Genomic DNA, 22,537 nt, shown 5'->3' with positions numbered 1-22,537 from the left:
CTGTACAAATAATCTACCGTTCAAGGTGGTATAGATTAAGGAACACATATGACACAAAATGAAGGTCCAGCATCTGTTATCTTAGATAATGTATGTAAGTTGATCCAAAAGAAAGTTCATGCAGACAATGTGTCACTCGTTGAAACTTTTGCCAAAGCCTTGTACAGCAATATGTCTAAAGAGGATCTGGCAAAACGTAACGACAGTGACCTATACGGTGCAGCACTGAGCCTTTGGAATTCGCTTGAAAAAAATACGTCTGATGAAGCCGTAATTAGAGTGTTTAACCCAGAGGTATCAAAAGATGGTTGGCAATCGTCTCACACGATTGTTGAGATCATCGCAAACGACATGCCATTCTTAGTTGATTCCGTACGTATGGCAATGAATCGTCTGAACATCGTCTCTCATCTTCTTCTTCACAGTCCGTTGAAAATCAAACGTGATGAAAACAGCAAAATCTCTGCAATTTCAAACTTAAAAGCCGAGCAAGAATCAAATTCTACTAAAACTGTTTTCTTTATCGAAATTGATCGTCAAACAGATACTCAAGCAATCGAAACTTTGACAAGCGAATTACAGTCAGTTCTTAAAGACGTTTCGCTTGCAGTGGCAGACTGGTTACCAATCAGAGACAAACTTGTTTCTGTGACAAATGAGCTACCATCTCGTAACTTTGGTTGTTCTGAAGCTGAAGTAAAAGAAGCCGCTGAATTTTTAGAATGGCTAGTGAAAGATAACTTCACTTTCATGGGCTATCGCCAGTATGACTTGAACCCAGTGCAAGGGGACTACGAGTTAAAACCGGTTTCAGGCACTTCTTTAGGCCTTATGAAGAATACCTCTGATGAAAACAGTCGTTTACTTTCAGAGTTACCTGAAGTCGCTCGAAAAGAAGCACGTAGCAATAACTTATTAATTCTTACAAAAACAAATTCGTTATCGCGTGTTCACAGACCAGCTTATGTTGACTATGTTGGTATCAAGCGTTTTGATGATAAAGGCAATGTAGTAGGGGAAGATCGCTTCATTGGTTTATTCTCTTCAAGCTTTTACAACAACAGCGCTGCAGATGTGCCAATCTTAGAGAGCAAAATTAATCGCATCATGGAAGCATGTGATTTTGCAAAAGGTACGCACGCATACAAAGCGGTATTGAACATCCTTGAAACTTACCCTCGTGATGAATTAGTTCAAGCGCGTGAAGCTGAGCTTTTAGAAGTTGCAACGGGTGTTTTACAGGTTCAAGAGCGCAACATGTGTCGTCTATTCATCCGTAAAGATGTATATGGCCGTTTTTTCTCTTGTATGGTGTATGTACCGCGAGAGAGATACAACACCGCGCTTCGTCGTGAAACTCAGCAACTCCTTGCCCGTTCATTTAATTCAACGGATAAAGTTGAATTTACCACTTTCTTCTCAGAATCTACGTTAGCGCGAACACATTATATTGTGCGTGTAGCTGACAACAATATTGAATATAACGTGAAAGATATCGAAAATAATTTAGTTGAAGCGGCCCGCACTTGGGAAGATAAGCTTCAAGCAGCGCTTTTAGAAAGCAATGGTGAGTCTCGCGGTAATGAGCTAAACCGTAAATATAGCAATGCATTCCCGTCAGCATATAAAGATCAAGTTTTACCTTCAGCTGCGGTTGTCGATATCGAAAAGCTTGAAACGCTAGATGAAGAGAACAAGCTAGAAATGTTGTTCTATCGTCCGCAAGAAGAAGCAAACTCAAACATTGTTCGTTTAAGCTTATTCCATAAAGATGAGCCTATTCACTTGTCAGACGTGATGCCGATGCTTGAGAACTTTGGTCTACGTGTCATTGGTGAAACACCATATGCAGTGAAGAGCAGCGATGGTCAAGTAAACTGGATCATGGATTTCTCTATGCTGCTTGATAGCAAAGGGATTTCTGACTTCAACCAAGTTTCAGCGCGTTTCCGTGCAGCACTGACAAATGTTTGGAATAACCGTTTAGAAAATGATGGTTTTAACCGTCTAGTGCTTATGGGGGGCTTAAAAGGTCGCGAAGCGTCAATTCTTCGTGCATACGCTAAGTATATGCGTCAAATCGGTGTGACTTTTTCTCAGTCATATATCGAAAATACTTTTGAGCATTATCCTCAGATCGCAAGCAAGATTGTTGAGCTATTCACCAAAAAATTCTCTCCTGCAAAACCTGCAGCGCAGAAGACCTTAGATAAGCTAGTTGCAAGTATTCATGAAGACTTAGAACATGTAGCAAATCTGGATGATGACCGTATCATTCGTTTATATGTTGATATGATCAATGCAACACTTCGTACTAACTTCTTCCAAAAAGAAGCAGATGGTACGAACAAATCATATGTATCATTCAAAGTTCAGCCAAGCGCTATTCCAGAAATGCCATTACCGCTTCCAGCGTTCGAAATCTTCGTATACTCGCCTCGTGTAGAAGGTGTACACTTACGAGGTGGTAAAGTTGCTCGTGGTGGTTTACGTTGGTCTGACCGCCGTGAAGATTTCCGTACCGAAGTGTTGGGTCTTGTAAAAGCACAACAAGTTAAAAACACGGTTATCGTGCCTGTTGGTTCAAAAGGTGGCTTCGTTTGTAAGCAGCTTCCGACAGAAAGAGAGGCTTTCTTCAAAGAAGGTCAAGAGTGTTACAAACTATTTATCCGTGGTCTATTAGACATCACGGATAACATCATTCATGGTGACATCGTGCCACCTGTTGATGTTGTTCGTCACGATGAAGACGACCCTTACTTAGTTGTTGCAGCTGATAAAGGTACGGCAACATTCTCAGATATCGCGAATGGTATTGCTGAAGAGTACAACTTCTGGTTAGGTGATGCGTTTGCTTCAGGTGGTTCTATTGGTTATGACCACAAGAAGATGGGTATCACAGCGAAAGGTGCTTGGGAATCAGTTAAACGTCATTTCAGAGAAGTGGGAATTGATTGTCAAACAACTGATTTCACAGCCGTTGCTATTGGTGATATGGCTGGTGACGTATTCGGTAACGGTATGCTTCTATCTAAGCATATTCGTTTACAAGCTGCATTTAACCACATGCACATATTCATCGACCCGAACCCTGTTGCGGCAAGTTCTTATCAAGAACGTGAGAGATTATTTGCACTACCTCGCTCAAGCTGGGAAGACTACGACAAGTCATTGATTTCAGAAGGTGGTGGTATATTCTCTCGTGCAGCTAAGTCAATTACGTTGACACCAGAAATTAAGAAAATGCTTGGCACTAAAAAAGCCAGCATGACACCAAATGAATTGATCAAAGCATTATTAATGATGCCTTCAGATCTTTTATGGAATGGTGGTATCGGTACTTACATTAAAGCTAAATCTGAAACAGATGCTGATGTAGGCGACCGCGCGAATGATGCACTGCGTATTAACGGTTCTGAACTAGGTGCAAAAATCTTTGGTGAGGGTGGTAACTTAGGTGCGACCCAACTAGGTCGTATAGAGTTTGCTGCTAAAGGCGGCCGTATCAATACTGACTTCATCGATAACGTAGGTGGTGTTGCGTGTTCAGATAATGAAGTAAATATCAAAATCTTGCTTAATGGTTTAGTGGCAGAAGGTGACTTAACTAAGAAGCAACGTGATGAATTACTTTATGCAATGACAGATGAAGTATCTGAGCTGGTATTGGCTGATTGTTACCGTCAAACTCACACGCTTTCTATCACTAAGTCTAAGGGTCCAGCGACGCTTAAAGAGAAGATCCGCTTCATCCATGCCTTAGAAAAAGATGGCAAGTTAGACAGAGCTATCGAGTTCCTTCCGACAGATGAAGAATTAGCAGAACGCGCAGCTGCAGGTCAAGACTTAACACGTCCTGAGCTTTCTGTTCTTGTTTCTTACTCTAAGATGGTACTGAAAGAGTCTTTAGTAACAGATGAAGTTTCTGAAAACCCTTATTACCGCCAGTTATTGGTGAACTCTTTCCCTGTTCCGCTTCGTGACAAATTCAATGCAGCAATGGATAACCATCCGCTGCGCAAAGAAATTATTGCGACTAAACTTGCGAATAATATTGTTAATGACATGGGTCTTAACTTTATGGTTCGTATGCATGAAGAAACAGGAGCTTCAGACAGCGAGATTGCACTTTGTTACTCAATTGCAAGTGCGATTTTTGAAATGTCAGGCACTTGGAATGATATTGCTGATTTAGATAACCAAATTTCAGCAGATGTTCAAACTGAAATGCTATATCAACTTCGTCGTACAGTTCGTCGTGCAACTCGTTGGTTCTTGCGTCACCGCAACAAGGCTATGACAATTGAACAAACAATTGCATTCTTTGCACCGACATTTAAAGATGTAAGTGCAAACCTAAGCGATTACTTAGTTGCTGACGAAGCTGAATCTATTGCTAAAAATGCAGATAAGTTAATTGAACAAGGTGTGCCTTCTGATATTGCTACACGAATCGTATCTCTATCTAGCTTGTTCTCAGTTATGGACTTAGCTGAAGTTGCAGATAACTCGTCTAAAGCAATTGATATGGTATCTAATACTTACTTCAAGTTAGGTGCGAAAATGGGTCTACATTGGTTCTTAGACCAAATTACGGCTCAGCCAGTGACAAACCACTGGCAAGCACTAGCACGTGCTTCATATCGTGAAGAGCTAGACTGGCAACAACGTTCATTGTCTGAAGTTGTACTTAACAGCCTAGAGACTGAAACAGCAGATGTGAATGAACTTGTAGAGTCTTGGATGGATACTCAATCTGTGTTGCTAACACGTTGGCAGCATATGCTTCAAGAGTTTAAGACATCACAGAGTCACGACTTTGCGAAGATTTCAGTTGCGCTACGTGAATTAATGTTACTTAGCCACAACTGTGACACTTCCAAATAATTTATAAACCGCTAAAATACCTCAGCTTTGCTGGGGTATTTTTTTGCCCAGATTTTTTAACGATTACTAAGGAGTTTTCATGTTTTATGAACTAGCGCGTCGCTATATGTTCGGTCGAGATGCCGAATGGGCCCATGATTTTGCATTGGGTAACCTTCGTCGTTTTGCCAATACACCGCTCAGTATGGCTTGGTCGCAATCTGTTGCAGATAAACCTGTAAACTTTCTTGGTATAGATTTCAAAAACCCAGTCGGACTCGCTGCCGGATTAGACAAAAATGCTGAATGTATCGATGCATTTGGCCAAATGGGTTTTGGCTTTATTGAAGTAGGCACGGTAACACCTCGTCCTCAAGCTGGTAATGATAAACCACGAATTTTCAGGCTACCTGAAGCAAATGCTGTTATTAACCGTATGGGTTTTAATAATAAAGGTGTCGATAATCTAGTGAACAATGTAAAAGCTTCAAAATACACAGGTGTTTTAGGTATCAACATTGGTAAAAACAAAGATACGCCAAACGAAAAGGGTAAAGATGATTACATTCACTGCATGCGAAAAGTATTTGAGCATGCTTCTTATATCACAGTGAATATTTCATCACCAAACACACCAGGTCTGAGAGATCTGCAATATGGTGATGCTTTAGACGACCTACTTCAAAGCCTTAAGAATGAGCAAGTCGATTTAATTGCCAAACACAATAAATCAGTGCCTATGCTTGTGAAGATTGCACCTGATGTTGATGCTGTGCAAGTTCAACAAATTGCCGAGTCGCTTATGAAGAATCGTATTGACGGTGTGATCGCGACAAACACAACCCTTGAGCGTGAAGCGGTTAAAGGTTTACAGTACGCAGATGAAATGGGAGGCTTGTCAGGTCGTCCAGTTCGCGAAAAATCTACCTTTGTTGTTAACGAGTTGAAAAGGATCACTGAAGGGAAACTCCCGATCATTGGTGTTGGTGGGATCGATTCTGCAGATTCTGCGAAAGAAAAGCTGAATGCGGGTGCAGATTTAGTTCAGGTATATACAGGGTTTATCTACGAAGGGCCGCAATTGGTTAAGCGTATTGTTGACGCTTTATAATGATCAGTTATATAACTAAACGATCCTTTTAAATTTGTTCTTATAAACAATTTTAACATTCGTTATTTTTCGTTATACTCCTGTCTCTATCTAGATATGGCTAGTAGGCAGGAGATTTCACAGTGCAAGCTTCTAAAGAATGGCAGTGGTTACGTTGCAGTGAACGCAACCGACTTCTTATTGACTTAGGCGATGAGCTTCAACTTTGCACTCCCTACAAGCTACACCAACTCACTGGTGACTCATTATCTAATCCAAATTTTTGTATCGACGATGCAGAATACTATCAAAACGTATACTTCTATTTGCAAAACTTTAAAGTTTGGACTGATGCCCAGTGTTGCCAAATAGCTTTGAACGCGACAGCTGCTAAGTTTCATTTAAAACCCATGCTTGCAAAAAGTTGGTTTTTTAGCGAATACACAGGAAATGCTGATAGAACAGAAGCAATCATTGCACTTACTTCATCTGAGCAAACTGGTGAATTTTTCATCGTTGAGTGTGACGCTGAGAGTTCATTGTGTATTAGTTTAAACGATGAGTTCAAACTAGATGAGCACCTTACTTTAGAGCCATTCCAAGCAATACGTGTTTTGAATAATCGTATTCACCCTCTGATGTTAGCTGACAAAATTACCAAAACAGCTTAACTCAACAAGGCAAGCAACAAACAACCTGTGATATACTTTCGACCATTAAAGTATATAGGGTTAAAACATTGCAATTTATCGCACTTACTTCAATTGGTATTGAAAATTTATTAGTAGATGAAATCAAAGAGCAAGGCTTAGAGGTTATCAAACAGTCTGTTGGTTCAGTAAAGTTTGAGGCGGATAATAGCCAAGCACAACGATTTTGTTTAGTCACACGTTTTGCAACACGTGTCATGCTGCTTCTAGAAGAAAATGCAGAAATAAACACCAAAGAAGATTTATATAAATTTGCACGTTTTCAGCCTTGGCAAGAATTCTTTGGCCCAAAACAAACATTTGCGATTGAATTTAATGGTACAAATCAGGCTTTAAAAAATACTCAATTCTCAGGCCTTGTAATCAAAGATGCTGTAGTTGATTACTTCAACGACTTATTTGAACAACGTCCGAACGTAGATAAAGCCGAACCAAATATTCGTATTGTGGCTAAATTACACAAAAGCCACTGTATGCTTTATCTCGACTATTCAGGCCCGCGTCTATCAGACAGAGGTTACAGAACTCGTCAGGGTAAAGCGCCCATTCGTGAAAACTTAGCTGCTGCTTTGGTTAAGCGAAGTGGCTGGTTGAATGATGTAAGCCAACCTCTATTCGACCCATGTTGTGGATCGGGTACTTTGCTCATTGAAGCAGTTGGAATGGCAAACAAGGTACCTGCAAATATTAATCGCAAGTTTGCATTTCAAAACTTACCTAGCTTCAGACCGGCAAAATTTGACGAAATCAAACAGGTTCTAAAAAGTGAAGTCACAGAAAACAACCTATGGATAATGGGGTCAGATTTTGATGAGCGAGTGATCAATGTTGCGAAGCAAAATGCGCGCAGAGCAGGTGTTGAAAATCTCATTGATTTTAGTGTTAAAGATGCAAATAAAATGTCTCAAGTTGCCAAACGTTCTGGGGTTGTTTTAAGTAACTTACCCTATGGTGAACGTTTAGGTGCGATGGCTGAGCTTATAAACCTATACAGAAATATGGGTTTAGGGTTTAAAAAATACTTCCAAAATTGGCAACTTGCACTTTTAGGCACAGATGAAAGCTTATTCAAATTACTCAAATTAGCTAAATCTAAAACCTATAAGTTTAAAAATGGTCCACTTGATGTTGCCCTATATCTTTATGACGTAAACGAAAAACAGGTGAGTCAGAGTCAAGAAAAAACAGGTCTAAACTTTGAAAGTTCATCGGCTTTTGGAAATCGTTTAAAGAAAAACAAAAACGCGCTTAAGTCTTGGATTAAAAAAGAGGGCATTAATGCGTATCGTTTATACGATGCTGACATTCCTGAATACAATGTCGCTGTTGATATTTATAACGATTCTGCGGTTATCTTTGAATATGCAGCACCGAAAGAAATTGATGATAACGTTGCGCAAAAACGCCTTCAAGATGTAATTACTTTAACGTCTGATCAACTTAATATCCCAGCTGAGAATATTGCAGTTAAGGTTCGTAAAAAGCAAAAAGGCGATTCACAATACAATAGTTTCGACAAGCAGAATAGAGTTGATGTAGTTGAAGAGTTTGGTGCGAAATTTAAAGTAAACTTGTTCGACTATTTAGATACAGGCTTATTCTTAGACCACCGTCTGGCACGTCGCTACATTCAGCAAAATGCAAAGGGTCAACGTGTCTTGAACTTATTTTCTTACACAGGCACTGCATCTGTTCATGCTGCAGTGGGTGGTGCTAAGTCGGTTACAACCGTTGATATGTCAAAAACCTATTTAAAGTGGGCAGAAGAAAATTTTGCTTTAAACAATCTCAAAAATCCTCGCTTTAGATTTGAACAAGCAGATTGCTTAAAATGGCTCGAGCATGCCCAAGGTCAATATGATTTGATCTTTTTAGATCCTCCAACCTTTTCAAACTCAAAGCGCATGAAAGCAGAGTTTGATGTTCAGCGCGATCACATTAAATTAATGGAGTGGGTGAAAAAAATCCTAAGTCCCAAAGGCACTTTATTGTTCTCGAACAATAAACGTGGATTCAAGATGGATGAGGTCGCTTTAATGGGGTTAGGTCTTAAGGCTGTTAATATTTCTGATAAGACGCTTTCACCTGATTTTAAACGTAACAAACAGATCCATAATAGTTGGTTGATCACACATGGATAAGTTTACCCTTTATCACACCGAGGGCTGCCATTTATGTGAGCAAGCCCTTGCCTTATTGAATGCTCAGTTACAGTCTGAGCAAATAATTTTAAGAGATATTGTCGAAGAGCCGGAGTTGGTAGAAAAGTATCAGTACACCATTCCTGTTGTTGCAAATAAAAACAACCAAGAGCTAGGTTGGCCATTCGACGAGCAAAAATTAAAAGAGTTTATAAACTAAGATGGATTTAATCAGAATTGCAAAAGCGCAGTTAGCTTTTGGTACACACCCACTATTAGATAATGCCGATGCGGTTATTGAAGCCGGTGAACGCGTCTGTATTGTTGGTCGAAACGGTGCCGGTAAATCAACTTTACTTAAGGTACTGGATGGACAGGTTCAACTAGACGATGGTGAAATCAACCAAGTTGGTGATTTAAAAGTATCTCGACTAGAGCAAGACCCTCCAAAAGGTGCTGAAGGTTCGGTTTTTGATTACGTCGCGAACGGTATTCCTGACATCGCTAATTTACTGATTGAATACCACCACGTCAGTGAGCAAATGCAAACAGACTACTCTGAAGCTGTTTTAAATAAGTTTGAGAAACTATCTTCACGTATTGAAGCAAAAGATGGGTGGCGCTTTGAAAGCCGTATTAAGCTGGTTTTAGCACAGTTAGAACTGACTCCTGATATGCGATTAGAAAAGCTATCAGGTGGCTGGCTAAGAAAGGTTGCCTTGGCCAAAGCACTAGTGAGAGAACCTGATTTATTGTTACTCGATGAGCCAACGAACCATTTGGATATGAACAGTGTTATTTGGCTAGAGCAGTTTTTAAAAGATTTCAAAGGCGGCATTGTATTTATTTCGCACGATAGGGCGTTCATCCGCAGTATTGCAACACGTATTCTAGATTTAGATCGCGGCCAGCTAATTTCTTACCCAGGTAACTACGAAAAATATCTTGAGCAAAAAGCGCATGACCTGAAAGTTGAAGAAGCGCAAAATGCCCTATTTGATAAGCGTTTGGCCGAGGAAGAAGCCTGGATCAGACAAGGCATTAAAGCACGTCGTACTCGTAATGAAGGCCGGGTTAGAGCATTAAAAGCATTGCGTGTAGAACGAAAGCAGCGAGTTGAGCAAGTAGGTAAAGCTGACTTTAATATCGAAACAGCTGATCGCTCTGGTAAGCTTGTGTTTGAAGCTAAAAACTTGAAGCATGCCTTTAAAGATAAACCTATCGTCAATGATTTCTCTACCCTTGTTATGCGTGGAGATAGAGTCGGTTTAATTGGGCCAAACGGTGTAGGTAAAACAACCTTGCTTAAATTGCTATTCGGTCAACTTGAAGCCGTATCAGGCAGTGTCAAACAAGGCGTAAACCTTGAAGTTGCATATTTTGATCAATACAGAGAAAAGTTAGACGAAGAGGCAACGGTTCAAGATAATGTTGCAGAAGGTAAGCAAGAAGTCATGATGGGCGGTCGTAGCCGACACGTACTGGGTTATCTCCAAGACTTCTTATTTCCGCCTGCACGAGCTAGAACGCCAGTTAAAGCATTATCTGGTGGTGAGAAAAACCGTTTATTATTGGCCAAGCTTTTCTTGAAACCTTCAAATGTCCTTGTTTTAGATGAACCGACCAATGACTTGGATATTGAAACACTTGAATTGTTAGAAGATATTATCAACCAATATCAAGGCACAATCCTAATTGTAAGTCACGATCGAGAGTTTATTGATAACACTTGTAATAGTGTCTGGGCGTTTTCAGGTGATGGTGAAGTAATTGATATAGTTGGTGGTTACACAGACTATCAGTTGTATAAAGCTGAGCTTGATGAAAAAAGAAAGCAATTGGAAAAGCAGCAGGTTGCACAAGCTGCAAAAGAAGTAAAAAGAGATAAAACAAGTAACAAAAGTAGTAAGCTAAGTTACAAATTAAAACTTGAATTAGAACAACTGCCTAGTAAAGTAGAAGCCCTTGAACTTGCGCTTGAAGAACAACAAACCTTGGTTAATGATCCAGAGTTTTTCAAACAACCTCAACAGGAAACGCAAGCGGCATTGAACCAATTGGCAAATCTAGAGTCTGAGCTTGAAACTGCTTATGCCCGCTGGGAAGAGTTAGAAGAATTACAGAATCAGTAGTAAGGATTAAAATGAAAAAAACAATTTTAGCAGCAAGCATGTTGTCTGTACTTAGTAGTACAGCATTGGCTGCTACTTACCAGTTAACTGAATTACCAAGATATGAAAATGGCAAAAATACATTCATCTCAGATGTGAATGAGTCTGGGGATATCATAGGTGCTGCAACACAATTATTTAGTTATGCTATCGATGTATCGTATTTAAACTTCGATGATTCAGATTTAAAGACAGCCTATGATAGGTATGTAGATGCACTTGCAGATATAAATGAAGAAGCTACATTTACACTTGAAGATGTGAAAAATGGTATTGCTGCAACAAATGCGGATGCTAACACATTTATGCTCGGATTTCTGGCTGGAAAAAATAGCGAAGCTGAGTATCAAAAACTTAACGATCGTATAGGTTTAACAATTACCGCTAACTCTGCAGATGAGCTTGTGATTTTTGATACCCAAGCAACATATGCAGATTCACTGACTCGCTCAGTAACTAATTTCCCAACAGCAATTAGTAACGATGGTGTCATTGTTGCTTGGGGTTCTGCACCATATAGGCAGGAAGTTTTCAAAAAAGAAGGCGAAGACGATAAACCTGTTTTTGTCAGAGATTGGTCTTCTCGTGGAATAGTTATTTCGCCTAATGGTAAAAGAGTCACGCTTGAACCTGAAATTGATACTTATGGTGGCTCTTCATTAGTTACAGATATTGTTCAGTTAGATTCTGGTAATTACATTGCAGTCGGAAGCAGTAGTATATCTATCCCAGAAAATAGTCAAGAAAGATACAATGAACAATGTGACGGGATTGATGAACTAGTACAAGTCTGTTCATGGGATTTACAAAAGGGAAGTTTTTATAACACTGAAGCTTATCAATGGGAATTAGACAATAATTTAAATGTGGTAAGTACTGCAAAGTTAGGTTTGGGTTTAGTTCGTAAAGAAGATGAAAAAAGTGCCTTCAGTAGTTTGGCGCTCGCTACGAATAAAAATGGAATATCAGTCGGATACTCAGTTGTAAGAAATACTGATGATGACAGACTTTATTCTTACGAGCAGGCTGGTTACTTTAAAGATGGCCAGTTTATAAGAATTCATCCTCACGAAAACTATATTCAAGGTGGTAAAGCCATAGATATCAACAACAATAACATTGTTATTGGTAATTACTATGAACAAGGCAGAAGTTATGGTGGTGGTCTTATAGTAAGAAAAAAAGTTGGCTTCTATTATGATATTAACTCAGATACTTACAAAGAAATCCCTGCCTTCTTTAATGGTTCAAAAGCGACTTTAAGAGATATCAATGATAAAGGACAGATCATTGGTCAAGGTGAAATTGAGAAAAACACTTCTGTTCCAAAATATGAAGCATTTTTATATGAAATTGGATCTGACAAAGTAACAAATATTAATGATTTCTTGCCTTGTAGAGCTGAAGATGGCACAGCGTTCCCATATACGATTGCCGAAGCAACAAAAATCACTGAATCTGGTCATATATACGCAAATGCAACAAAAACCGTAGAGCGTCTTGACAGCTTAGGTCAAGTAATGAAGGATTCTGAGGGTAACATTGAGAAAGAAGCTATTTCAGTTCCCGTTCTTCTAACGCCAATTGCAGGGGGTACAATCGATGAGTGTACACCTCCTGAAGCAGAACAATATGAAAGACAGTCAGCAAGTTTTGGATTTCTTTCTATCTTTGCACTTCCTTTATTGTGGTTGAGAAGACGAAAAGCGTAAAATTTGTCTGTAGACATAAAAAAAGCCCGTAAGGGCTTTTTTTATGTCTACAATTTAAGAGGTTATTGGCCTCGAGAATTCCAAGCCTTGTTGACTGAATGGCGCCATAGCCAGTCAATGCCAAAATAACCAAAGAGTGCTGCTATAGATGCGCAAATGAGAGAACCAACCATGAATGCAGGGCCAATTGTTGATAAACTTTCAACTAACCATTCCCAGCTTGCTTCAAAGTGAAAAGGTTGTGTTTCTTGGCCTAAAGCAAATACACCTACTCTGTAAGAGCAGTAAAAAATAGGCGGCATAGTTAGAGGGTTTGTTAACCATACTAATGCAACAGATAGAGGTAGGTTCACTCTAAAAGGGATTGCACAAGCTGCTGCTAACACCATCTGAAAAGGAACAGGGATGAAAGCGAAAAATAAGCCTACAGAAAAAGCACCGCGTGCAGAACGGCGATTGAGATGCCAAAGGTTTGCATCGTGGAGTAAACTGCCAAAAATCTTCAAAGATTTTTGTTGTTTAACCTTGTTGTGATCAGGTAAAAATTTTTGGATCGTCTTTTTTGGCATAACAAGCAACCATATACTTCAATGTTGATGTGCTGGGGATTTCTGTACGGCTGTGTTCAAGCGGTATTTTACTTTCACACTTGGCAGTTTTACAGCTCACTGATATTCCTCATCGTAATGTGTTGCTATTTTAAGCCCATTTTCAATCTATTGTTAGGGTTTATTTTTGCTATTTTTGTCGTAGTCCTACAATCTGAGCTTTTTTATAGCTATGAACCAGATAAAAGGGTGCTGAATGAAGCAAGCGAAATAAAAGGTATTGTCACAAAAGTTATTTCACCACATAAAAACTCGCTCGTAGAATTAAAATTAATTGCACTAAACAATCAAAAAATCCCTTTTTATAAAATGGTTAAAGCGCAATTAGCTGTACAAGCAGGCATCACAGATTTAAACCAGGGTGACCTTGTTACAGTAAAGGCTAAACTAAAAGTTTTTAGAACACGGAAAAATAAGCATAGTTTTGATTCTGAACTGTATGCTTTTAAAAAACAAATCTACTTTAAGGGAACAATTATAGAGCTGGAAGAGCAGGTTTCAGCAGAAAAAAGCTTAAGGCAAAGCTATCGTGATAAAACCTGGGAGGCGTTCAACGAAAAAGAATTAAATTGGCTTTACTATGGATTGAGTACCGGTGATAAATCAAGAACACCAGAAGAAACGAAAGAGAATGTAATAAAACTTGGTATTGGACATATGCTGGCAATATCAGGCTTACATGTAGGGATCCTTGTTTTTATTTGTTTTTACCTAGTTAAGGGCGCATCTTGGGTGACTTTAAGTGTGTTCCCGATTAGTTATCAGCGTTTCAACCTCAATAAACTCTATATTACTTTGAGTCTAATAATTTCATTTCAGTATATTTACCTTTGTGGCTTTCCAGTCTCAGCAATTAGAGCTTGGTTGATGGTAGCTATATTGTCGTATATTTTCCTTACAGGGCGATCAGTAAAAGTAGTTCAAATGTTAAGTTATGCTTTGGTCGTTGTGTTATTAATAAACCCTTTCTCTTTGCTTGACCCCGCTTTATATTTATCCTTTATCGGTTACGCTACCGTAATATGGGTTGTGAGTAAAACCAAAGGTGACAGTGTTTTTTCTAATACTTTTATCAGGTTATTGTTAATTCAGTTTGCTTTGTTAATTAGCTTAGCGCCACTCAGCATCTACTTTTTTAACGGAGTAAGTGTTGTTGGTTTATTAGTTAACTTATGCGTCATCCCATTATTAAGTATCATTATTTTCCCATATATCATTTTATGTTTATTAGTAAACGGTGTATCTAACAACACAGATTTTATGTTTGTTGATTATCTACTCTCAGCAGGTTTAGATTTGACAACTCAACACCTTCTCGACTATGCATGGCTTGCTTGGTCACCGCTATCACTTGAAACTGTGGTGCTGTTTTACCTAATTGTGATACTGCTGCTAATCAAACAATTCAGGGTGTTTTCACTTGTACCAGTATTTTCAATGGTATCAAGCTATGCGGTATCGAAACCTCTATGGCAGGTTGATGTGATGGATGTGGGCCATGGTACATCAGTACTAATCGCGTCTGAAGACCGTGCATTACTGTATGATCTAGGTGCCAAGTACTTTAATTTTTATTCACTGTTTGAGCGGGTCACTTTACCCGAGATAGAAGCGCGTGGATTAGAGATAAGGCACACCATCATTAGTCACAACGATAAAGATCACAGTGGTGGGCTAGATGAGCTTTATGCGTTTGATAATTTTGTTTCCTTAAGGACTTTTCATAATGGAGAACCGCTGAACTTTTGTCATATTCAGAATATAAAAATGAAAAACATAACCATCAAGACTATTTGGCCTATTGAAAACATGGACTCTGATAATAACAATTCATGTGTAGCCAAAGTGACAGGCCCTAGTGGAAGTATTTTATTAACAGGTGACATTGAATTTGAAGCAGAAAAGCGACTCGTTGAACGATATGGTCAAATATTAAGATCTGACATCTTACTTGTACCTCACCATGGTAGTAAAACATCTTCAAGCGCTGAATTTCTAGCAGCTGTAAAACCTGAGGTCGGTTTAATTTCAAGAAACTATTTTTCTCCTTGGCATTTACCCCATAAAACGGTTAAAGAACGCTACTCTTCACAAAATATAAAATTAATTGACACTGCACTTTCCGGGCAAATCACAATTAAATTTTTTGAAGATTCTTATATAGTTGAACGTGCAAGAGAAAAGACTAACTTTTGGCTAAAGTATCGATATCGATTTTAATTGAGAGTTTAAATACAATAGTAGCTTTTAGGTAACATGAAACATTCACATGAATGTTCACCATAAGTTTTAGCTTAACTCGTCGGATTTAATACCTAAAGCAAGTGTAATAGTTAGATTTGTTATCTAGAGCCTAGGTTATTTGCATTAGAGCATTTAGTTTTATGCGTTTGAGAAGTACAATAACAAGGTTATTAAGTAGTTGAGATCTTCTATGCAAACCAGTGCCAAGCATAATGCAAAGCAAATTTATAAACGTCTTTTTTCATATACCTATGATTTCAAATTAGCAGCCATATTCTCAGTCATTGGTATGCTTGGTTACGCGGCGATGGATGCCCAGTTTATTCGCTTAATGCAGCCGTTTATTGATGATGGCTTAACATCAAGAAATACAGAAGTATTAACTTGGGCCCCAGTGGTTGTAATTGTGCTTGTGCTAGGTCGTGGTGTATTTAATTACATGGCTTCTTATTGTTTAAGCTATGTCGGCTCAAGGGTAGTACAAAAACTAAGACAACAATTATTTGAGCATATGCTTTTCTTACCAGTTTCATTTCATGATCAGCATTCCAATGGAGAACTAATTTCTAAGATTACTTTTGACACTGAACAAGTTCAGCAAGCGATTACTAGAGCTCTGCAAGTTATTATTAGAGAGGGCGCGTTTGTTGTTTTCTTGTTGTACGTTATGTTCGAAGCGAACTGGAAACTATCATCTATATTCTTAACCGTCATTCCAGTTGTTGCTGTAATTGTGGGTGTGGTCGCAAAACGTTTTAGAAAAATATCAAAAAATATTCAAGACGCGATGGGTGGGGTAACGCGTGGCTCAGAACAAATGTTGGCAGGCCATAAAGTGATCCACGGTTATGGTGGTCAAGATAAAGAAATTGCCAATTTCGCCCAAGTAAATAACCAAAACCGTCAGCAACGAGTGAAAATGGATGCAACAAGAGCCATTAGTGTGTCTATCATTCAGTTTTTAGCGGCAGGTGCGATGGCATTAATTTTAGCCATTATCGCAATGCCAAGTGTTATCGATACGATCACTTCTGGCACGTTTGTGGTTCTGCTTTCATCAATGATGATGATGTTAAAGCCATTAAAACAACTGGCTAATGTGAACGTCGAATTGCAACGCGGTATAACAGCAGCACAAAGTATCTTTGAAATTTTAGATTTAGACATTGAAAAAGATACAGGCACACGTAAGCTCGAAAAAGCGCAGGGTAATATTGAAGTTAACAACATAACATTTACTTACCCTACGAAGGATGAGCCTGTTTTAAGCAATTTGTCGTTAAAGATAAAAGCAGGTGAAAATATCGCGTTAGTTGGTCGTTCTGGCTCTGGTAAATCTACACTGTCATCTCTACTTCCTCGTTTCTACGATTTTAAAGAGGGTGAAATCTTATTAGATGCTCACAATATTTCAGATTACCCGCTTAAAGATCTAAGGGCTCAATTTGCGATTGTTTCTCAGCAAGTGGTGTTGTTCAACGATACGCTGGCAAACAATATCTGTTATGGTGCAGATAGGGTTTTATCTGAACAAGACGTTATCGAAATAGCTAAAAAAGCCCATGTTTGGGAATTTGTAAAAGACTTACCGCAGGGCCTTAACACGGTAGTCGGAGAAAATGGCGTGATGTTGTCTGGTGGTCAAAGACAGCGTATTGCAATAGCACGTGCAATCGTAAAAGATGCACCGATTTTAATTCTAGACGAAGCAACTTCAGCACTCGATACTGAGTCTGAGCGTTTAATTCAAGCAGCCCTTGATGAACTGATGAAAGAAAAAACCTCAATTGTGATCGCTCATAGATTATCGACGATAGAAAATGCAGACTGTATCTATGTCCTTGATAAAGGCAAAGTGATTGAGCAGGGCGATCATAAATCGTTACTTGCACAAAAAGGCACCTATGCAGCGCTTTGCCAAATGCAGTATGGCGAATAATCATGAGCTATATTGAATCATCTTGGTATAAAAAAAAGTCATTGCTCACTTGGCTGCTTTCGCCATTCAGTGGCCTTTTTTTTATTTTATCAAGTTTTAGAAAATTGCTGTTTAAACTCGGTATTGCAAAATCTTTTAAGGCTGATATTCCAATCATCGTAGTTGGTAATATAGGTATTGGCGGCAATGGTAAAACTCCATTTGTATTATGGTTAGTACCGCATTTAGAGAGTATGGGGTTCAAAGTCGGTGTGATCAGCCGTGGGTATGGCGCTAAAGCACTGACTTACCCATATGAGTTATCAAGTGCATCAAGTGTAGAAGAAGCCGGAGATGAACCCTTCTTAATTTATAACCGCTTACAATGCCCGTTAGTGATAGGCGCAGATAGAGAAGCGAGTTATAAAGTACTCAAAGAAAAATACAAAGTAGATGTGATTGTTTCTGATGATGGCATGCAGCATTATAAAATGCCAAGAGCCATTGAGTTTTGTATTATCGACTCAAAAAGACGCTTTGGTAACGGTTTTTTAATTCCCGCGGGGCCATTACGAGAGTTACCTTCGCGTATTAACAGTGTTGATTTGGCTATAGAGAATGGCGGAGATTGCCTTTTCTCTTATCAGTTAGCGGCTTCAGGTTTCTATAGCGTAAAAGATAAAGTGTTCGCTGAGGACACACCGAGCGAAGGGGTTGCAGTCAGTGCTATTGGCTCTCCGCAACGATTTGAAAAAAGCCTTGAAGCGCTGGGTAAAAAGCTTGTTGAATGTAAGCATTTTCGTGATCATCACGCATATACTGAACAAGATTTTACAGACACAGAATCAAACGCTGTATTTATGACGGAAAAAGATGCCGTAAAATGTCAGCAGTTTGCTAAAAATAATTGGTATTACTTAAAAGTAGACGCCACACCAACCAAAGAATTGATTGATCAGATTAATCAATTATTAAAAGAAAAGGGTATTACACATGGCATTTGATAGAAAATTACTTGAGATCATTGCGTGTCCGGTAACAAAAGGAAAGTTACAGTACGATGCAGAAAATAAAGAATTGATCAGCACAGCGGCTAAGCTTGCATACCCTATAAATGATGATATTCCAGTACTATTAGAAAATGAAGCGCGTGAGCTTTCTGCTGATGAGGTAGAGCAGTGGAATTCGTAGTCGTTATTCCTGCGCGTTACGCATCGACTCGTTTACCGGGAAAACCTTTGGCCGATATCTGTGGTAAGCCAATGATCCAAAGAGTTTATGAGCAAGCGTGCAAATCAAAAGCTGCTGAGGTTTATATCGCTACAGATCATCAAGCAGTGTTTGAAAGCGCAAAAAGCTTTACAGACAATGTATTAATGACTAGAGAAGACCATCAGTCAGGTACTGAGCGTTTGTCGGAAGTGGTTGAGAAATTATCACTAGATAAAGATACAATCATCGTCAATGTTCAAGGCGATGAACCGCTATTAGAAGCTGAAAATATTGACCAAGTTGCAGAGTTATTATTTAACTCTCCAGCGCCAATGGCAACGCTAAGCGTTGATATTGTAGACGAAGAAGAGGTTTACAACCCGAATGCGGTAAAGGTTGTTCAAGATGTTAATAACAACGCTTTATACTTTTCTCGTGCGTCAATACCGTTTCAAAGAGACAGCATGTTAGCGAAAAAAGAAGCCATTCCTTTGCCGCATTTTCAAAGACATGTTGGTATTTACGCTTACAGAGCGGGTTTTATCTCTGAGTATCTTAATCTTGCTGTATCGCCATTAGAAGTTCAAGAGTCACTTGAGCAGTTACGCGTTTTGTACCATGGTTATCAAATAAAAATCACCAAAGCGTGTAAACCTGTTTATGCAGGCGTTGATACACCAGAAGACCTGGTTCGAGTTAATAACATTCTGAGTGGCAATGCTTAAAGTTATCTCTGACGAAGCTGATTTTATCGTTGCGGTGAAACCTGCTGGGCTGAGTTTTCATTCTGAGCAAGGTGCAGGTTTTGTTGCACTTTTAGAAGCACAGCAAGCATGCAAATTATATCCAGTTCATAGGTTAGATAAAGTCACCTCAGGTCTAATTGTTTTAGGGAAATCTAGCCAAGCAGCGGCTATGCTAACTGAGTTATTTTCGAATCGATTGATAGATAAGTTTTATCTGGCGATCACTGAAGGCAAGCCCAAGAAGAAGCAAGGTTGGATAAAAGGCGATATGTCAGCGTCAAGGCGTGGTACCTATAAGCTCGAGAAAACATCGAAGAACCCAGCTGTCACGAGATTTTACTCAACCAGTCTAGGTGAAGGTTTGAGAGGGGTGATATTAAAACCGTACTCCGGTAAAACGCATCAGCTGAGAGTAGCGATGAAAAGTATCTCAAGCCCAATATTGGGCGATACTGCTTATTCGGCCTCGTCTTCCGATAGGGTATATTTACATGCCTTAGCTTTGTCGTTTCAATGGCAAGGACAAGACAAGTATTTTTCTTATTTACCTGATACAGGTAAAGAGTTTAGTAAACTAGTAACAACAGATGCTTTTCAACAATGGAAAGCGCCTTTGAACTTAGATTGGTAACATGACAGAAGAGCAACAATTACGATTTGGTGGCATCGGCCGTTTATATGGTGCACAAGCCTTAACTTGGCTAGGTGAAGCACATTTTTGTGTTATAGGCATTGGCGGTGTCGGGAGCTGGGTTGCAGAGTCTCTAGCGCGTACAGGTGTTGGTAAAATCACCTTGATTGATATGGATGATATTTGTGTGACCAATATTAACCGACAGATCCATGCACTAACTGACTCTGTGGGTGAGCAAAAAATTGAGGCTATGGCTGCGCGTATTAAACAAATCAATCCAGAATGCGATGTTCAACTGATTGATGATTTTTTAACGCTGGAGAACATTCGTGAATATATTACTGGCTTTGATTATGTTATTGACTGTATCGATGCGGTAAATGAAAAAGCAGCGTTGATCGCGCACTGCAAAAGAAACAAGATCCCAGTTATCACTACGGGTGGCGCAGGTGGCCAAATCGATCCAAGTCAGATTTTATATGGTGATGTGGCAAAAACGACACAAGACCCGTTACTAGCTAAAGTACGTTACTTATTGCGCAAGAAGTATAACTTCACCACGAATCCTAAGCGTAAGTTTGCGGTGGACTGTGTATATTCAACTGAGCAATTGGCTTATCCCACAGCTGATGGTGAAGTTTGTTTAGCAAAGCAGGGCACTGAAGGCGCAAAGAACATGGACTGCGCGACAGGGTTTGGCTCTGCGACTATGGTCACAGCCAGTTTTGGCTTTTTCGCTTCATCCAAAGCGATAAAAAAATATTTAGAAAAAAAGAAAAAAACAGTGGCGGCTTAATGCCACTGTTTTACTTTCTCTTGAATGGTATCAGCAATGGCTTTGATACCATTGCCTCTTGATGGGCTTAAATGTTTGATCAAGCCTAATTGTTCGAATTCATCATATGTATTAATACTTAAGCTTTGCTCAGGCGTTTTACCTTGGTGCATAAGCATAATTAGTCCCATCAGACCTTTGACGATGCGCGTGTCAGAATCACCAATCAGCACAAGAATTTGATCATCACTCAATTCAACTCTCAGCCAGACTTTACTTTCACAGCCTTTAATCAAAACATCGTCAGTTTTTAGTAGCTCAGGCATTTCTGGTAAGCTCTTACCGAGCAACATGATTTCTCGGTACATTAATTGCCAAGATTTTAAATCAGACAGTTTTTCTTTAAATTCTTTATACGTCATTCTTTAGATTTCAAGTAGGTCAATGGACTCTTTTAATGCGTGAATAAATGCATCAATATCGTCACGATTATTATAAAAGGCCAGGCTTACACGGATTGTACCGTCAATATCGAGCGCCTTCATTAAAGGCTGTGTACAGTGGTGCCCGCTACGTATGGCTACGCCATAGCCATTAAGCAAAGTAGCCAAGTCAAAATGGTGTTCATTTTTATATCTAAAGCTTATTGTGCCGATGTTATTTTCAGTATCACCATAAATGATAACGCCATTAATGCTGCGCAATTTAGTTAGCAAGTAGTGATAAAGCCCTTGCTCGTATTGTTGTAATTTTTTGTAATCAATTAAATTTAAAAAATCGAGTGCAGCAGAAAAACCAATGACAGCTGAAATATTTGGAGTACCTGCCTCAAACTTGCTTGGCGCATCTTGAAATGATGTCTTTTCAAAAGAGACTTCTTTGATCATTTCTCCACCGAATCTTAAAGGATTAAGCGCATTTAATTGGTCATATTTACCATACAAAACTCCTAATCCAGTCGGTCCTAGTGCTTTATGTGCAGAAAATACATAAAAGTCGCAGTCAAGTTTACGAAGATCAGGACGAAGGTGCATAAAGGCTTGTGCGCCATCTAGAACCGTTATTGCCTCAACTTTACGTGCTGCTTCAATAATTTTCTCTACAGGTTGAATATTTCCTAAGGCATTTGAAGCATGACTTATGGCAACAATTTTTGGTTTATATTCGAAAATTAGGTCAACAGATGATTTTAGATCTAAAATCCCTGATTCTGTGACAGGTAAAACTTTAAGAAGACATCCTCTTTCTTTACATAATTCTTGCCAAGGTACGATGTTTGCGTGATGTTCCAAAGCCGATACACATATTACCTCATCTTGGCTTAGCTGAGCTTTAATACCATTAGCAATAATATTAATACTATCTGTCGCACCTGCCGTCCAAACAATTTCTTTACTCTGAACATTTAAAAACTTAGCGACTTTTTCACGGGCTTGCTCAAATGCTGAGGTGGCTTCGGCGCTTAGCGTGTGTAAACCTCGGTGTACATTTGCATTTTGCTCGCGATAAAAAGAATCTATAGCCTTGATAACTTGTTGTGGTTTTTGGCTCGTTGCACCTGAATCGAGATAGATAAAAGGGTCTTCATTCTTTGAATTCAAGATAGGAAACTGTTGTCTTAGTTCAGAGATAGTGCACATACTAAAAAGATTAAGTAAAATTTCGCAAATTATAACAATAAAAAAGGCCGCGAGTGCGGCCTTTTTTGAA

General features: G+C 39.1%; 17 protein-coding genes. 14 read left to right on the top strand and 3 right to left on the bottom strand.

Annotation, left to right across the window (positions count from 1 at the left end):
- The first annotated feature begins 48 nt into the window (after positions 1 to 48).
- From AC1HJP_RS05750 to AC1HJP_RS05720, 7 genes are all read left to right on the top strand, one after another.
- Positions 49 to 4,887, top strand: coding sequence for an NAD-glutamate dehydrogenase (locus AC1HJP_RS05750; RefSeq protein WP_480360957.1), 4,839 nt, complete (start codon positions 49 to 51; stop codon positions 4,885 to 4,887).
- Positions 4,888 to 4,966: 79 nt separating this feature from the next.
- A complete protein-coding gene (gene pyrD, locus AC1HJP_RS05745) occupies positions 4,967 to 5,977 on the top strand; it encodes a quinone-dependent dihydroorotate dehydrogenase (RefSeq protein WP_480360955.1) in 1,011 nt (336 codons plus the stop codon).
- Between the two features lie 122 nt (positions 5,978 to 6,099).
- Positions 6,100 to 6,627, top strand: a complete 528-nt coding sequence (locus AC1HJP_RS05740) for a cell division protein ZapC domain-containing protein (RefSeq protein WP_480360953.1) — start codon at positions 6,100 to 6,102, stop codon at positions 6,625 to 6,627.
- A 68-nt stretch (positions 6,628 to 6,695) separates the two neighbouring features.
- Positions 6,696 to 8,807, top strand: coding sequence for a bifunctional 23S rRNA (guanine(2069)-N(7))-methyltransferase RlmK/23S rRNA (guanine(2445)-N(2))-methyltransferase RlmL (gene rlmKL / locus AC1HJP_RS05735; protein WP_480360951.1), 2,112 nt, complete (start codon positions 6,696 to 6,698; stop codon positions 8,805 to 8,807).
- The gene (locus AC1HJP_RS05730; RefSeq protein WP_480360949.1) at positions 8,800 to 9,027 is read left to right on the top strand and encodes a glutaredoxin family protein; all 228 of its coding nucleotides are present in this window, start codon (positions 8,800 to 8,802) and stop codon (positions 9,025 to 9,027) included. Before rlmKL ends, AC1HJP_RS05730 begins: the two co-directional genes overlap by 8 nt.
- A gap of 1 nt (position 9,028) precedes the next feature.
- Positions 9,029 to 10,939, top strand: a complete 1,911-nt coding sequence (uup, locus tag AC1HJP_RS05725; RefSeq protein ID WP_480360946.1) for an ATP-binding cassette ATPase Uup — start codon at positions 9,029 to 9,031, stop codon at positions 10,937 to 10,939.
- A gap of 11 nt (positions 10,940 to 10,950) precedes the next feature.
- Positions 10,951 to 12,690: a DUF3466 family protein gene (locus AC1HJP_RS05720; protein WP_480360944.1), complete on the top strand. Its 1,740-nt coding sequence runs from the start codon at positions 10,951 to 10,953 to the stop codon at positions 12,688 to 12,690.
- Between the two features lie 62 nt (positions 12,691 to 12,752).
- Here the strand turns inward: AC1HJP_RS05720 and AC1HJP_RS05715 are convergent, their stop codons facing one another.
- Positions 12,753 to 13,259, bottom strand: a complete 507-nt coding sequence (locus AC1HJP_RS05715; RefSeq protein ID WP_480360942.1) for a DUF2062 domain-containing protein — start codon at positions 13,257 to 13,259, stop codon at positions 12,753 to 12,755.
- Positions 13,260 to 13,280: 21 nt separating this feature from the next.
- On the opposite strand from AC1HJP_RS05715, the gene AC1HJP_RS05710 reads away from it, so the two are divergent.
- From AC1HJP_RS05710 to tcdA, 7 genes are all read left to right on the top strand, one after another.
- Positions 13,281 to 15,518, top strand: coding sequence for a DNA internalization-related competence protein ComEC/Rec2 (locus tag AC1HJP_RS05710; protein ID WP_480361085.1), 2,238 nt, complete (start codon positions 13,281 to 13,283; stop codon positions 15,516 to 15,518).
- 214 nt (positions 15,519 to 15,732) lie between these two features.
- Positions 15,733 to 17,481 (top strand): lipid A export permease/ATP-binding protein MsbA, encoded by a 1,749-nt coding sequence (msbA, locus tag AC1HJP_RS05705; RefSeq protein WP_480360941.1) that lies wholly within the window; start codon positions 15,733 to 15,735, stop codon positions 17,479 to 17,481.
- 2 nt (positions 17,482 to 17,483) lie between these two features.
- Positions 17,484 to 18,464 carry a tetraacyldisaccharide 4'-kinase gene (gene lpxK, locus AC1HJP_RS05700; protein ID WP_480360939.1) on the top strand — a complete coding sequence of 327 codons (981 nt, stop codon included), beginning with the start codon at positions 17,484 to 17,486 and terminating at the stop codon, positions 18,462 to 18,464.
- A complete protein-coding gene (locus AC1HJP_RS05695; protein ID WP_130253800.1) occupies positions 18,454 to 18,651 on the top strand; it encodes a Trm112 family protein in 198 nt (65 codons plus the stop codon). The genes lpxK and AC1HJP_RS05695 overlap by 11 nt, the downstream gene beginning before the upstream one ends.
- On the top strand, positions 18,639 to 19,397 hold the full coding sequence (kdsB, locus tag AC1HJP_RS05690) for a 3-deoxy-manno-octulosonate cytidylyltransferase (protein WP_480360937.1): 759 nt from the start codon (positions 18,639 to 18,641) through the stop codon (positions 19,395 to 19,397). Before AC1HJP_RS05695 ends, kdsB begins: the two co-directional genes overlap by 13 nt.
- On the top strand, positions 19,390 to 20,049 hold the full coding sequence (locus tag AC1HJP_RS05685; RefSeq protein ID WP_480360935.1) for a pseudouridine synthase: 660 nt from the start codon (positions 19,390 to 19,392) through the stop codon (positions 20,047 to 20,049). The genes kdsB and AC1HJP_RS05685 overlap by 8 nt, the downstream gene beginning before the upstream one ends.
- A gap of 1 nt (position 20,050) precedes the next feature.
- Positions 20,051 to 20,848, top strand: coding sequence for a tRNA cyclic N6-threonylcarbamoyladenosine(37) synthase TcdA (tcdA, locus tag AC1HJP_RS05680; RefSeq protein ID WP_480360933.1), 798 nt, complete (start codon positions 20,051 to 20,053; stop codon positions 20,846 to 20,848).
- Here tcdA and AC1HJP_RS05675 read toward each other — a convergent pair.
- Positions 20,845 to 21,249 carry a SufE family protein gene (locus AC1HJP_RS05675; RefSeq protein ID WP_480360931.1) on the bottom strand — a complete coding sequence of 135 codons (405 nt, stop codon included), beginning with the start codon at positions 21,247 to 21,249 and terminating at the stop codon, positions 20,845 to 20,847. The genes tcdA and AC1HJP_RS05675 overlap by 4 nt on opposite strands.
- A gap of 3 nt (positions 21,250 to 21,252) precedes the next feature.
- Positions 21,253 to 22,467: an aminotransferase class V-fold PLP-dependent enzyme gene (locus AC1HJP_RS05670; RefSeq protein WP_480360929.1), complete on the bottom strand. Its 1,215-nt coding sequence runs from the start codon at positions 22,465 to 22,467 to the stop codon at positions 21,253 to 21,255.
- Positions 22,468 to 22,537 lie beyond the last annotated feature (70 nt).

The sequence above is a fragment of the Pseudoalteromonas sp. NFXS53 genome (assembly GCF_056629255.1).
This window is presented reverse-complemented; position numbering and strand designations above follow the sequence as displayed.